The 13,400-nt window shown below is 70.1% G+C and carries 11 protein-coding genes; 6 read left to right on the forward strand and 5 right to left on the reverse strand.

Annotation, left to right across the window (positions count from 1 at the left end):
• The first annotated feature begins 240 nt into the window (after positions 1–240).
• From CKO28_RS23115 to CKO28_RS23125, 3 genes are all read left to right on the forward strand, one after another.
• Positions 241–3,888, forward strand: coding sequence for a CheR family methyltransferase (locus CKO28_RS23115; RefSeq protein ID WP_200343260.1), 3,648 nt, complete (start codon positions 241–243; stop codon positions 3,886–3,888).
• Positions 3,885–4,271, forward strand: a complete 387-nt coding sequence (locus CKO28_RS23120) for an ANTAR domain-containing response regulator (protein ID WP_200343261.1) — start codon at positions 3,885–3,887, stop codon at positions 4,269–4,271. The genes CKO28_RS23115 and CKO28_RS23120 overlap by 4 nt, the downstream gene beginning before the upstream one ends.
• 95 nt (positions 4,272–4,366) lie before the next feature.
• Positions 4,367–4,819, forward strand: a complete 453-nt coding sequence (locus tag CKO28_RS23125) for a YaiI/YqxD family protein (RefSeq protein ID WP_200343262.1) — start codon at positions 4,367–4,369, stop codon at positions 4,817–4,819.
• 202 nt (positions 4,820–5,021) lie between these two features.
• On the opposite strand, the gene CKO28_RS23130 is transcribed toward CKO28_RS23125, so the two are convergent.
• Positions 5,022–6,365, reverse strand: coding sequence for an alanine/glycine:cation symporter family protein (locus tag CKO28_RS23130; protein ID WP_242480764.1), 1,344 nt, complete (start codon positions 6,363–6,365; stop codon positions 5,022–5,024).
• A 280-nt stretch (positions 6,366–6,645) separates the two neighbouring features.
• Complete coding sequence (locus CKO28_RS23135) at positions 6,646–6,864, reverse strand: hypothetical protein (RefSeq protein WP_200343264.1); 219 nt, start codon at positions 6,862–6,864, stop codon at positions 6,646–6,648.
• Positions 6,865–6,962: 98 nt separating this feature from the next.
• On the opposite strand from CKO28_RS23135, the gene ade reads away from it, so the two are divergent.
• Positions 6,963–8,717: an adenine deaminase gene (gene ade / locus CKO28_RS23140; protein WP_200343265.1), complete on the forward strand. Its 1,755-nt coding sequence runs from the start codon at positions 6,963–6,965 to the stop codon at positions 8,715–8,717.
• Between the two features lie 30 nt (positions 8,718–8,747).
• On the opposite strand, the gene CKO28_RS23145 is transcribed toward ade, so the two are convergent.
• The 3 genes from CKO28_RS23145 to CKO28_RS29225 form a co-directional block, all read right to left on the reverse strand.
• Positions 8,748–9,158: a hypothetical protein gene (locus tag CKO28_RS23145; protein WP_200343266.1), complete on the reverse strand. Its 411-nt coding sequence runs from the start codon at positions 9,156–9,158 to the stop codon at positions 8,748–8,750.
• A 211-nt stretch (positions 9,159–9,369) separates the two neighbouring features.
• Positions 9,370–9,984 carry an SGNH/GDSL hydrolase family protein gene (locus CKO28_RS23150; protein WP_200343267.1) on the reverse strand — a complete coding sequence of 205 codons (615 nt, stop codon included), beginning with the start codon at positions 9,982–9,984 and terminating at the stop codon, positions 9,370–9,372.
• Positions 9,985–10,055: 71 nt separating this feature from the next.
• On the reverse strand, positions 10,056–12,029 hold the full coding sequence (locus tag CKO28_RS29225) for a transglycosylase SLT domain-containing protein (RefSeq protein ID WP_200343268.1): 1,974 nt from the start codon (positions 12,027–12,029) through the stop codon (positions 10,056–10,058).
• Positions 12,030–12,266: 237 nt separating this feature from the next.
• Here CKO28_RS29225 and CKO28_RS23160 point away from each other — a divergent pair, with 237 nt between their 5' ends.
• Together CKO28_RS23160 and CKO28_RS29460 are read left to right on the forward strand one after the other, a co-directional pair.
• Entirely contained in the window at positions 12,267–12,959 is a 693-nt protein-coding gene (locus tag CKO28_RS23160) for a metal-dependent hydrolase (protein WP_200343269.1), read from the forward strand.
• Positions 12,960–13,171: 212 nt separating this feature from the next.
• Positions 13,172–13,400, forward strand: a 229-nt coding sequence (locus CKO28_RS29460) for a helix-turn-helix domain-containing protein (protein WP_200340324.1), incomplete at its 3' end; no start/stop codon positions are given.

Here is a 13,400-nt window from a genome sequence, read left to right on the forward strand (position 1 = left end):
GCCGCCGGCCTGAATCGAGACACGAAAAACACCACATCCACATCGTACAATACCCCGCCAAGACCCTTACGCGAACGGCTCGCGGCGGCTACCAGACGGCATCAAGCAGCTGCGTGCAAAATCCAGGTTAGAGGTATGTTAAAATACGGCTCGGATGGTCTGTTCGTCGTCGACGGCCCGGACCCTGCGCTAGGATATTATGCCCGCGCAAGCCAACTAAAATTGTAAAAGTTCTAATCCATGCCGCCAGCCGCCCGCAGCCAAGCCTCCCGCAAGACCGCACGGGCGATCGTCGGGATCGGCGCGTCGGCCGGCGGCATCGACGACATGAAGCGCTTTCTGGCGGCGCTACCGCCGGACAGCGGGCTTGGGATCGCGCTGGTGATGCACTTGCGCCCCGACCATCCCAGCCACCTCGCCGAGGTCTTGCAGCAGGCTACCGAGATCCCGGTCGCCGAGGCGACCGACGGCCAACAGGTCGCGGCCAACACGCTCTATGTCATCCCACCGGACCGCGCGCTGTCGATCGACCAGGGCCGCCTGCGTCTGAAGCCGGCGCAGGGCGCGCGACGCTACGGCCTGATCGACCAGTTCTTCCAGAGCCTCGCCACCGACCAGAGCGACCGGGCGGTCTGCGTGGTGCTGTCCGGCGCCGGCAGCGACGGCGCGGTCGGGCTGCGCGCGATCAAGGAGCACGGCGGGCTGGCGCTGACCAGCGCTCCCGCCGCGGCGAGCGGCCCGAACCAGGCGTATAACAGCATGCCGCGCGCGGCCGCGGAAACCGGACTGGCAGACTACGTCGTCGACATCGCCGCCATGCCGGAGCTGATCCTCGACTACGTCCAGCACATCGAACAGCACAGCGCGGCCTCGGCCTCGCAACGCGCGATCGCGGCGATCGAGGACCACCTGCCGGAAATCCGCAGCCAGATCCTGAAGCGAACCGACCACGACCTGCGGCAGTACAAGAGCGCCACCCTGGTGCGCCGGATCCAGCGGCGGATGCAGGCGCTGCGCATCGCCGATCCGACCGCCTACGTCGCACGGTTGGACGAGGAACCGCAGGAGATCGACGCGCTGCACCGCGACATTCTGATCGGGGTGACCAGTTTCTTCCGGGATCCCGAAGCGTTCCAGGTGCTGGAACAGGACGTCTTGCCCGAGCTGCTGCAGCGCACGCGGTCGCCCGACGACGGCATCCGGATCTGGGTGCCCGGCTGCGGGACCGGGGAAGAGGCGTTTTCGATCGCGATCCTGCTGCGCGAAGCGATGGAGCGCGCGGGCGTGCAGGTCGAGGCGCAGGTGTTCGGCACCGACGTCGACGCCAACGCGATCCGGCACGCCCGCCAGGGCCTCTATCCGAGCGCGATCGCCGGGCAGGTCGGGCCGGAGCGCCTGGAGCGCTTCTTCACCAGCGAGGGCGACGGCTACCGGGTCGCGCGCAGCGTGCGCGACATGTGCCTGTTCTCCGAACACGACCTGATCCGGCACCCACCGTTCTCGCGGATGGACCTGATATCCTGCCGCAACCTGCTGATTTACATGGACGCGGATCTCCAGAGCCAGTTGCTGCCGCTGTTCCACTACGCGCTCCGGCCGGCCGGATTCCTGCTCCTGGGCAGTTCGGAATCGCTGGGCCAGAGCACCGATCTGTTCGCCGAGCTGGACAAGAGGAACCGCGTGTTCCGCCGGCGAGACGACATGCGCCAACGCGTCCCGGACTTTCCGCTGACTTCCACCACCTCCCGCCCGTCGTTCGCGGCGATACCGCGGCCGCAGAACGAGGACACCCACCAGCGCCTGACCCGCAAGGCTGAGCGGGCGGTGCTCGAGCAGTTCGGCCCGCCCTATGTGGTCGTCTCACAGAACTACGAGGCGGTTTACTTCTCCCAGGGGATCGGGGGCTATCTGGAGCCGCCGGTGGGCGCGCCGCGCAGCAACGTGCTGGACATGGCGCGCGACGGGCTGCGGCCGGCGATCCGGCGCGTCCTGCGCCAGGCGGAAACCGCCGCCGGCGGCGTAACCGAGCAGGTTGAAATCGCCGGCCAGGGCGAACGCCGCACGATCCAGCTGCACGCCCGCGCGATCGGCGAACGCCGCGGCAGCGAGCGCATCCTGGTGCTGGTGTTCCAGGACCCGTCGCCGCCGGTCCGGGCCGACGCGCCCAGAGGCGACGCGCGCAACACCCAGGAGCTCGAACGCGAACTCGCCGAGACCAAGAACGAGCTACAGATCACGATCGAGGAGCTGGAGGCCTCCAACGAGGAACTGCAGTCGGCGAACGAAGAGCTGCTGTCGATGAACGAGGAGCTGCAGTCCTCCAACGAGGAACTGGAAGCCTCCAAGGAAGAGGTGCAGTCGGCGAACGAGGAACTCGAGACGATCAACGACGAGCTGCGCCGCAAGGTGGAGGAGCTCAACCGGGCGAACGCCGACCTGCGCAACCTGATGGAAAGCACGCGCATCGCGACCGTGTTTCTGGACCGCGAGCAGCGCATCAAGTGGTTCACGCCAGATGCCCGGCGGCTGTTCAACCTGATCGACAGCGATGTCGGGCGGCCATTCACCGACATTTCGGGCAAGCTGGACAGCCCGCCGGTGCGCGAGCTGGCGCAGACGCTGGAGAACCGCCAGCCGGTCGAACGGCAGGTCCAGCTGGCCGACGGCAGTGCCGTGTTCATGATGCGGCTGCTGCCCTACCAGAACATCGAGGGCGTGGTGGACGGTCTGGTGCTCACGTTCATCGACGTGACCCAACTGCGTCAGGCCAACGCCGACCTGACCTCGCTGATGGATCTGGTGCCGGTCGGCATCGCGCTGACCCGGGACGAGACCCTGGACGAGGTCCGGGTCAACCGCTACGGCCGGCAGATCCTGGGCCTGTCCGATCAGGAGCCGACCGAGATCGACGGCGCGCGCTTGGCCCGGGCGTTCGTGATGGACCGTCCGGAACAGGGCGACCGCCCGGACCTGCCGCTGCGCGCCGCGGCGCGCGGCGACCAGGTGACCGAGACGCAGGCCTGGGTGCATCCCCCGGATCAGCGCGACACCGCGGCGCCAGCGCGTGACGGCCCTGACGTCTTCGACCGGGCGGTCCTGGTCTCCGCGATGCCGCTCGGCCAAAACGCCCGGGAAGTCGGACGCGGCGCGATCATGGCGTTTGCCGACGTGACCGAACTGAAGACCGCGCAGCGCCGGCAGCGGCTGCTGCTAAGCGCGCTGCAGCACCGGGTCCGCAACATGCTGGCGAACATCCGGGCGATCACCAACGAGACGCTGCGCAACAGCGACACGCTGGACGATTTCGAGGAGCGGTTCGAGGGCCGGATGGACGCCCTCGCCCTGACCGAGAACATCACCTCGCGCACCGGCCGCGGCTCGATCGACCTGGACGAACTGGCGCGCGAGCTGGTCGCGCGCGAGCCGGACGCCGCCGCCGTCACGATCGACGGTCCGGACGTCGCGCTGGAGCCGAAGGCGGCGCAGATCCTGGCGCTCGCGCTGAACGAGCTGAAGACCAACGCGATCAAGCACGGCGCGCTGATCGACGGCAGCGGACGGGTCACGCTGAGCTGGGGCCTGATCGCCGAGGAGACCGGGCGCGAACTGCTGCGGCTGCGCTGGCAGGAGACCGGCGTCGGCGAGCTGCCCGACCAGTCCTACGGCTTCGGCCGCGAGCTGATCGAACGCGGCGTGCCGCACGAACTGGGCGGCCAGGGGCGGATGTGGGCGGCCGACGGCACGCTTACCTGTCTGCTCGACATCCCGCTGACGCCCAACGTCCTGTCGATCGGCACCGGGAACGACGCCCTCGACGCGACGGCCGGGCGCGGCGCGGCAGGCGGGGGCCCGGATGGTCCGGTCCGGCGGGGCCGAGGTCGGACATGACCGCGCCGCCCGAAACGCTCGCCGGCCGGCACATCCTGATCGCGGAGGACGAGTACCTGATCGCCCGCGACATGGAGCATACGCTGGTCGATGCCGGCTGCGCGCAGGTGTCGGTCGTGCCCAGCATCGACGCCTGCCTGAGCGCCGCCGCGCACAGCCGGCCGGACGCCGTGGTGCTCGACCTGCGCCTGCGCGACGGCGACGCCGGCGACCTCGCCCGGCAGATGCGGTCGAACGGCCTGCCGGTGATCTTCATCACCGGCTACGAGGAGACGGCGATCCCGGACGACCTGACCGACCTGCCGGTACTCGCCAAGCCGATCCCGCGCAAGCGCCTGGTGTGCGCCCTGGTCACGGCGCTAGAGGCGCGGTTCTCGCGCTAACTCTTGAAAGCGCGGGCAAGACTCAGTTGAACGGTCGTGCCGACTTCCGGCATCTTGCCCGGCCTTCCGCATCAAACCGCGCGTGACGGATCCGCATGACCGAGATCTACATCGACGCCGACGCCTGCCCGGTGAAGGAGGAGACGCTGCGCGTCGCCCGCCGGCACAAGCTGAAGAGCTACATCGTCTCCGACGGCGGCGTTCGGCCGGAACGCGACGTGCTGGTCGAGATGGTCTACGTCGCCAGCGGCGAGGACGCCGCGGACAACTGGATCGCGGACAAGATCGCCGCCGGCGATGTCTGCGTCACCAACGACATCCGGCTCGCCGCGCGCTGCCTGGACGCGGGCGCCAAGGCGATCAAGCCGAACGGCGAGACGTTCAGCGAGGCCGGGATCGGCATGGCGGTCGCAAACCGCAACCTGATGGCCGACCTGCGCGAGACCGGTGCGGTCACCGGCGGCCCGGCGCCGTTCAGCAAGGCCGACCGCGGACGCTTCCTGGACCGGCTCGAACAGCTGGTCCGCGCGGCGCAACGGGGGCGTTGAGCGGCCGTTGTCTTCCGTCCTCTCCATCGAACCAATCCCCTCCCCACTTCACTGACCCCGTCCTGCACGTGGGAAGAGGGACCACGAGGGCTGATGCGGCGGGCAACCTCCTCTCCCTAGCCCTCTCCTCCCAGTGGCGGAGAGGGGACTGGCGGGTGGAGGGGGGAATGTAGGCGGAAGACCGGGTTAGGGTGCGCACCCCCTACCCGTGGTCGCGGAAGTAGGCGCGGGAGACGGCGAACACCGTGCCCGAGAGCGCGATCAGGGCGATCAGGTTCGGGATCGCCATCAACGCGTTCATGATGTCGGCGACCGTCCAGATCAGGCCCAGGTTGCCGACCGCGCCGACCACCAGCGCGAGCACCCAGAGCACGCGGAACGGCATCACCACCTTGGTGCCCAGCAGGTATTCCGCCGCGCGCTCGCCGTAGTAGCTCCACGCCAGGATGGTGGTGAAGGCGAACACCACCAGTCCGATCGAGACGATCCACTCGCCGCCCGGCAGGCCGGTGTTGAAGGCGAGCGTGGACAGCTCCGCGCCGGTCTCGCCGCTGGTCCAGGCACCGGTGGTAATGATCACCAGCGCCGTCATCGTGCAGACCACGATGGTATCGATGAAGGTGCCCAGCATGGCGACCGAGCCCTGGCGCACCGGATCGCTGGTCTTGGCCGCGGCGTGGGCGATCGGCGCGCTGCCGAGGCCGGCTTCGTTGGAGAAGATGCCGCGGGCGACGCCGAAGCGGATCGCCGCCAGGATCCCGGCGCCGGCGAACCCGCCGGTGGCCGCCGTCCCGGAGAAGGCATCGTTGAAGATCATCCCGAGCGCGCCCGGCACCTCCGGCGCGTTGGCGGCCAGGATCACCAGCGCGCCGGCGACGTAGAGCACCGCCATCAGGGGCACCAGCGTCTCCGCCACCCGGGCAATCCGTTTCACCCCGCCGACGATGACGAGAAAGGTGAGCACGGCGAGCGCGATGCCGGTGGCGAGATAGGGCACGTCCAGCGTGCGCTCCAGCGCACGGGCGACCGAGTTGGACTGCACCGTGTTGCCGATGCCGAACGCCGCGACCGCGGCGAACAGCGCGAAGGTCGCGCCCAGCCAGCTCCAGCCGGCGCCCAGGCCGTTCCGGATGTAGTACATCGGCCCGCCGACGTAGCGCCCGTCCGCGTCGACCTCGCGGTAGCGCACGGCGAGCAAGGCCTCGGCGTACTTGGTCGCCATGCCGACCAGTGCGGTCAGCCACATCCAGAAGACGGCGCCCGGGCCGCCCAGGTAGATCGCGGTCGCCACCCCGGCGATGTTGCCGGTGCCGATGGTGGCGGAGAGCGCCGTGGTCAGCGCCTGAAACGCGGTGATCTCGCCCTTGTCGTCGGCCTCGGCGCTGCGCCCCTGTAGCGCGGTGCGCAGGCCGTAGCCGAGCTTGCGCTGCGGCAGCAGCCGCAGCCCGGCGGTGAGATAGAGCCCGGTGCCCAGCAGCAGCACCAGCATGACCGGACCCCAGACGAAACTGCTGACGGCGTTCAAAAGCTCGGACACGCCTTGCATCGACGGACCTCTCGTTGCTTTGGGCATGGACGTACGCCCGCCTGCGCGAGCCCGACCCATCGCCGCCCGGCGGATCGGCAAGCGCGTACCGGACGCATCCGCCTAAGCAGGGCCGTCGGGTCGGTCAATGCGATCGACCGGCGCGCGGCCGGCGCGCATGTCAGCCATGCATGGGCGCGCCAGCGCCGGTAGTGACAGCGGTCCGGCGCAGCGGACGCCGTTGGTATGTACCGGGCACAGGGATTCCAAGAGACGCGGCCGGCTGAAACCGGGCGCCGGGTCAGCGGTCTGGGCTCGGCGGCTGCGCGCGCTCGCGCCGGCCGCCGTCCGACGGGCTGTTGGCGTGCCTGAGGTGCAGCTCGGCCAGCTTCAGCGCCCAGGCCAGCAGCAGGATCGCCAATGGCAGCAGCAGGAACTTGGCGGCGTCCAGCCAGGACATCTCCGGCTCCGAGGCGACGAAGGTCTGCAACGCCACCCGCAGGAACAGCACGAACAGCACCCGGCGGGTGGCCGGGCGGTCCGACAGCGCCTAGGCTATAGCACGGGTCACCACGGTGCCCTAACGACGGGCCGAGGCGAGACATACGAGGAACCAGCGTGAGCGACCGCCAGGACACCGAACCGGCCGACCTGCTGATCGCGGGCGGACAGGTCATCGACACCCGCGCCGGACGGCTGATCGACGCCGACGTCAGCGTGCGCGGCGACCGGATCGCCGGCGTGCATGCCTTCGGCCGGGGACCGGCCGCGCGGCAGACGCTGGACGCCCGCGGGCGCGTCGTCGCGCCGGGGTTCATCAACAGCCATCTGCACGTCGAAAGCTCGCTGGTCACCCCGCAGGAGTACGAGCGGATGGTGCTGCCGCGCGGCACCACGACGATCGTCTGCGACCCGCACGAAATGGCCAACGTGCTGGGCCAGCGGGCGTTCGACTTCTTCCTCGACCACGCCCGGGCGATGGTGCTGGACATGAAGATCGGGCTGTCGTCCTGCGTGCCGGCGACCGAGCTCGGCACGTCGGGCGCCATCCTGCGGGCACGCGACCTGGCACCCTACATGGACCTGCCGGAAGTCATCGGGCTCGCCGAGATGATGGACATCGGCGGCATGCTGAACGCCGACCCGGTCGTGCTGGAAAAGCTGGAGCTGTTCCGCGACCGCTACATCGGCGGCCACCTGCCGGTGATCGAGGACGGCGACAAGCTGGACCACTTCCGCAAGCTGGGCCTGCTGGACGACCACGAGAGCGTCTCCCACGCCGAAGGCGCGGCCAAGCTGGCGCACGGCTTCAACCTGCTGATCCGCGAGGGGACGGCGGCGCGGAACCTGGACGCGCTGGTCGGCCTGATCCGGCCGGAAAACGCCGGCCGGCTCGCTTTCTGCACCGACGACCGGCACCCCAACGAGGTCCGCGCCGAGGGCGAACTGGACCACATCGTCCGCCGCGCGATCGCGCTCTACGATCCCGCCCAGCACGGCGACGACCGGGACGCGCACGTCATGCGCGTCTACCAGATGGCCACGCTCTGGGGCGCCGAGAACTTCGGCCTGAGCGACCGCGGCGCGATCGAGCCGGGCCTGCTGGCCGACCTGGTGCTGCTGGACGACCTGGAGGACTGCCGCGCCGGGGCGGTGCTGAAGGACGGCCGGCCGGTCGACGCCGCGCGGCTGGCCGAACGCCCGCGGATCGACCCGCACGGCTACGGCGCCTACGACACCGTCCGCTTCAAGGGCCGCGCGGAGATCGCGCCGGACGACTTGGCCAAGCCGGCATCCGGCCGGCCGGTGCCCGTGATCCGGATCGTACCGGGCCAGATCGTAACCGATCACGACACCGCCGACCTGCCGGTCGACCGCGCCGGCAACCTGCAGCCGGCCCCCGCGGCCGACATCGCCAAGCTGGTGGTGGTCGAGCGCCACGGCCGGACCGGCAACATCGGGGTCGGCTTCGTCCGCGGCTTCGGCCTCAAGGATGGCGCGATCGCCAGCACCCTGGCGCACGATGACCACAACGTGATCGCGGCCGGCAGCGACGACGCCCAGCTCGCCCGGGCGGTCAACCAGGTCAAGCAGCTGGGCGGCGGCTTCGTGCTGGTGCACGGCGGCGAGATCGCGGCCGAACAGCCATTGCCGGTCGCCGGGCTGATGGCGGATGTGCCCTGGGAAACGGTCGCGGACCGGCAGGAAGCGCTGATCGCCGCGGCCGCGCGGATGGGGCTGTCGGTCGCCGACCCGACGATGACGCTCGCCTTCCTGGCGCTGCCGGTAATCCCCGACCTCAAGCTGTGCGACACCGGCCTGACCCGCTTCAACGCGGACAGTCACCCGGTGCCGCAACGCATCGCGGGATAAGCCACGGCTGCCAGGCGAACGGGCGGTGGATCAGTTCGCCGTGCCGCGGTACGGGCCGCACAGCCAGCCGGTGCGGTTGCCCTGTTCGCCGCCGCCGTAGTTGTCGGCGATCTGCTGGTGGCTGAGCCCAAGGTGGATGGTCAGGGGGTTTGCCCCGATCCCACCGTTGCCGCACGGGTCGTCGCCGCAATAGCAGCCCCGCGGTCCGCCGCCGCCGCGCAGCCGATCGGGCACCATGTAGGTCCAGCCGGTCTTGCCGGTGCTATAGAACTTGGTCTCCACGACATCGGGCGACAGCTTGCCGAAAATGTCGCCCTGGTCGCCGCCGATCGCGTTGTTGCCGCACCCGCTGCCGGTGCAAACGCAGTAAAGCGCGCCCTCCGCGGCCTTGGCCGACAGGCTGACCAGCAGGCCAAGCGCGCAGACGGCAAGCATGAGCATCCCCAAACGCATCGTTCACTCCCCCGAACCACTCATTGATCCCCGGATGCGCGCGGCAGCGCACCTCCGGCGCGACCGGACGGCCGGGCGGACATCCACGTCCACCAGTTGCATTGATAAAAACGATACGTCGCCGGCCGCGCCCTGTCCATCGTCCGGTGCGCCCGGGCACGCCGTGGCCGCGGTGACGGGCTATCGGGAGCAGATCCGGTTACGCGCCGACCCGCCGGGCGATCGCCTCGGCGATCCGATGGCCGCCCAGATCGCCGGGCTCGATCGGGTTGGCGAAGCAGGCCCGCTCGGCGCAGACCCGGCGCAGGTCGATCACCGGCAGGCCGCGGCGGTGCGCCTCTTCCATGATCACGTCGTTGAAGAAGGCGAGCCCGGTTTCCGCCAGCCGCTGGACCTCCGGATCCTGATAGGCCGGGTTATACACGGTGCAGACGCTGACCGGCCGGGCGAAACCGGTGACCAGTTCCAACAGCTTGTCATAGGCGGTGCGGAAGCTCTGGCGGATCGAATAGACCTCGCGCAGCACCTGGGCGAACGGCCGGCCGGCGGCCTCGCCCTCCAGCAAGTCGATGTGCCCCAGCGCGTCGTTGCCGCCGGCCGACAGCACGAGGTGCGCGTTGTCCGGCAGCGGACGGCCGTACAGCTGGTTGCGCACGTCGGTCACCACCGCCCCGTCCAGGGCGCGCAACTCGACGTCCCAGCCATGGCCCAGCCGGGCGCGTAGATGGTCGGCCACGCACTGCCCGCCCGGTTCGACGTAGACCTGATTGTCGAAGATGCTGTCGCCCAGCAACACGACCGCCTGGTGCGCCATGATCGCCCTCCCGTCTCGCCGCTACGCCTCGGTCGAGAGATGCGTTTCGCCGCGCGCCCGCGCAAGCCGGATCAGCTGGCGTCGGCGCGCGCGATCCGGGCGGGCAGTTGCGGTTCGGCGCCCAGGTCCTGGCGGTAGACATTGTAGCCTTCGATCACCCGCTGAACGTAGTTGCGGGTCTCCCCGAACGGTATCTGCTCGATCCAGTCGACCACGTCGACGCCCGGATCGCGCGGATCGCCGAATCGCTCGATCCAGTCGTCGATCCGGCGCGCACCCGCGTTGTAGGCCGCGATCGCGAGCAGGCGGGAGCCGTCGAAGCGGTCGATCAGATGCGCGATGTGCCGGCTGCCCAGTTCCACATTGTAGGCGGCATCGCGGGTCAGCGCTTCGGTGCTGATCGGCAGGTCGGCCGCCCGCGCCGTGCGCGCGGCGGTGGCCGGCATCAGCTGCAGCAATCCCCGGGCGCCGACCCGGCTTTGCGCCCGCGGATCGAAGCCGCTCTCCTGCCGGCCGATCGCGTGCAGCAGCGCGGCGCGCTTGCGCCCGGTCAAAAGCGGATGGCGCGGGAACAGCAGGTCGGCCATCACCTGCCCGTCGCTGCGCGCCTGTCGGCCGAGCCACAGCGCCACCTGCGGGCGCTGCAGCGACCACGCCAGGTCGGCGACCGCGCGCGCCTGCGCCGGCGCGTCCGCCCGCGCCGCCAGGGTGTAGAGAAACACGTCGGCCAGCCGGTCCTGACCGTGCCGGGCGAGCAGCCGCGCGGCGGACGCCAGGTCCGGGTCGCCCGGTGCGCTGGCGTGCCGGGCGCGCGCGTCCGACAGGGCATCGGGCGGCACCACGGTGCTGCCCAGCCGGCCGCGCGCCAGTTGGCCGTAAAAGGTCGTCCAGTGCTGGCCGGCGACCGCGTACCAGCCCTGCGCGGTGGCGGTCCGGTCCAGCGCTGCCGCGGCCCGGCCAGCCCAGTAGGCCCCGCGCGACCGGCTGATCGGGGTGGAGACGCCGGCGTGCAGCCGCGCGAAATGCCGCAGGCCGGCCTCCGGCCGGTCCCGCCGGGTCAGGGCCAGCCAGCCGGCGAGCCATTCGCCCTGCGCGAACCCGATGCCCTCCTCGAGGCCGTGGGCGGCTGCGATTTCGTAGGCCTTGGCGGTGCGCCCCGCCTCCATCAGGTCGCGCGCGACCCAATGACGGATCCGCCACCAGCGCGCCGGCTCCGGCGCGTCTTCGAGCTGTTCCAGGATCGCGACCACGCCATCGATGTCGCCGGCCCGCAGGCGCCACCACGCGCGGTCGTAGAGCAGCCCAGGCCGGCCGCGCAGCGCCTCCGGCAGGGCGCGGATCGCTTCGTCCACCCCGGCCGCGCGCTGAACCAGCTTGCGCCGGGCCTCGACCAACTGGGGATACGCGCCGCCCAGCCGGTCCGCCGCGCGCTCGGCGGCGTCGAACGCCCGCGCGTCCATCATGTTGGTCAGGCGCGCCTGCTCGTCCGCACGGTCGATCAGGTGGCCCAGCCGGGCGCGCAGCCGGCTCTCCCCGCGCGCCGACAGCGGCTCGGTGCGCCACAGCGTCTCCAGGTCCTTCGCCATTTGCGCGCGCGCGCCCAATTCGGCGAGCGCCAGCAGCCGGTCGACCTTGGCTTCGGAGCCGTGCGGTGGATGGGCGTTGTACCAGTCGATCCGCCGCTGCGCGGTCCACCACTCGGGCAGCGCGTCTTCGGCCTTGCGCACCAGCGCGCTCCGCCGCGGCCAGTTCGGGTTGGTCTCGAGGAAGTCCTGCAGTGCCGCGAACGGCGGCCGGCTTGCAGGCGCGGTCAGCCAGCGCCAGCGCACCAGCTTGTCCAGAAACGCGCCTTCCGGCGCGCGGTCGGCCAGCCGGCGCGCGGCCGCCAGGTCGCCGTCGCCGGCCGCGTCCAGCGCGGCGCCGGCCGGATCGGGCGGGCGCGGAATGTCGCGCAGATCGGCTAACGCCGGCGCCGCGGCGCCCAACACGGCCGCAGCCAGTACGACGATCAAGCCAAGTGCGGGGGCGCGGGATCGGATCGACACGGCCGTCGGCCTCCAGATTGCCTTATGCGCCCGCCGGTCCCCCCTCGGTCCCGGCGGATTGCGCGCCGGCGACTCGTCGCAAGCGCATGCGTCCCCCCGTCCCCGTTGTCTATCAGGCGGGCCGCCCTTACAAGCGTGGGGGAGAGGTTAACCGCCAGCCGGCGCATCAAAGTTTCGTGTACGGATGCGCTGGCGTGCCCACGACACCCTGACGATACCAGAAGGGAGACAGCGGCGATGAAACTGACCTGGCTCGGCCATTCGGCCTTTCATGCGGAAATCGCCGGCAAGAGCGTGCTGATCGATCCGTTCCTGTCCGGCAACCCGAAGGCGCCCGACGGCTTCCTGGACACGCTCGACCGGGTCGACTTCCTGGTGCTGACCCACGGCCACGAGGATCACCTGGGCGACAGCGAAGCGGTGCTGGAGAAGTTCAACCCGACCCTGGTCGCGATGTACGAGATCGCGATGTACTATGGCGGCAAGGGTCACGAGAAGGTCGAGCCGATGAACATCGGTGGCAGCGTCACCAACGACGGCCTGACCTTCACCATGGTCAACGCGCAGCATTCCAGCGCCTTCATGGAGGCCGGCAAGCCGATCACGATGGGCGATCCCGCCGGCATGATCATCAAGGCGCCGGGCGAGAAGACGCTGTACCACGCCGGCGACACCGAGGTGTTCTCCGACATGGCGCTGATCCAGCGCGTCCACGACCCCAAGATCGGCCTGATCCCGATGGGCGACCGCTTCACCATGGGCCCGGATACGGCCGCGCTGGCGTGCAACGAGTTCCTGAACCTGGAGACGATCGTGCCGGTCCACTGGGGCACCATGGACCTGCTGACCGGCGACCCGGAGGACTTCAAGAAGCAGGTCAGCCGCGGCGAGGTGAAGATCGCCACGCCGGGTCAGGCGATGGATCTGTAACGCGCGGCGCAACCGCGTCCCCTGGGGCCGTCGCGGAGCTGCGCCCCGGCGGCCCCGGCTCCGCCCGCGACAACCGCTCAGACCAATCGAAACGCCACCAGGATCAGGGTGAGGACGAGCGCGTTCGCCGGCAGCATAACCGTTATACTCCGAGTCTCTGGAGACCCGAATTCGGGCTTGACGCGAGGTAGAATCGGGATTCAGCTGCGAGCATGATACGCCCCGGTTTCCTTTCCTTTGAAGATCGCCGCGAACTCGAAGCGTGCGTGCGTCGGCATCGCGTGGACCACGGCGTTGCACGGCGGGCAAATGCCCTTCTGCTGCTGGATGACGGCAAAAGTTGCGCCCAGATCGCGGAGTTCCTGTATCTGGACGACGATACGATACGGGGATGGCACAAGGCGTATCAGCGCGACGGCTGGGAAGCTCTGGCTCGGGATG

The sequence above is a fragment of the Rhodovibrio sodomensis genome (assembly GCF_016583645.1).
Taxonomy (GTDB): Bacteria; Pseudomonadota; Alphaproteobacteria; order Kiloniellales; family Rhodovibrionaceae; genus Rhodovibrio; species Rhodovibrio sodomensis.

Coding starts and splice junctions, on each gene's coding strand:
- CKO28_RS23115 (WP_200343260.1), top strand. CDS start 241: ATGCCGCCAGCCGCCCGCAGCCAAGCCTCCCGCAAGACCGCACGGGCG.
- CKO28_RS23120 (WP_200343261.1), top strand. CDS start 3,885: ATGACCGCGCCGCCCGAAACGCTCGCCGGCCGGCACATCCTGATCGCG.
- CKO28_RS23125 (WP_200343262.1), top strand. CDS start 4,367: ATGACCGAGATCTACATCGACGCCGACGCCTGCCCGGTGAAGGAGGAG.
- CKO28_RS23130 (WP_242480764.1), bottom strand. CDS start 6,365: ATGCAAGGCGTGTCCGAGCTTTTGAACGCCGTCAGCAGTTTCGTCTGG.
- CKO28_RS23145 (WP_200343266.1), bottom strand. CDS start 9,158: ATGCTCATGCTTGCCGTCTGCGCGCTTGGCCTGCTGGTCAGCCTGTCG.
- CKO28_RS23150 (WP_200343267.1), bottom strand. CDS start 9,984: ATGGCGCACCAGGCGGTCGTGTTGCTGGGCGACAGCATCTTCGACAAT.
- CKO28_RS23160 (WP_200343269.1), top strand. CDS start 12,267: ATGAAACTGACCTGGCTCGGCCATTCGGCCTTTCATGCGGAAATCGCC.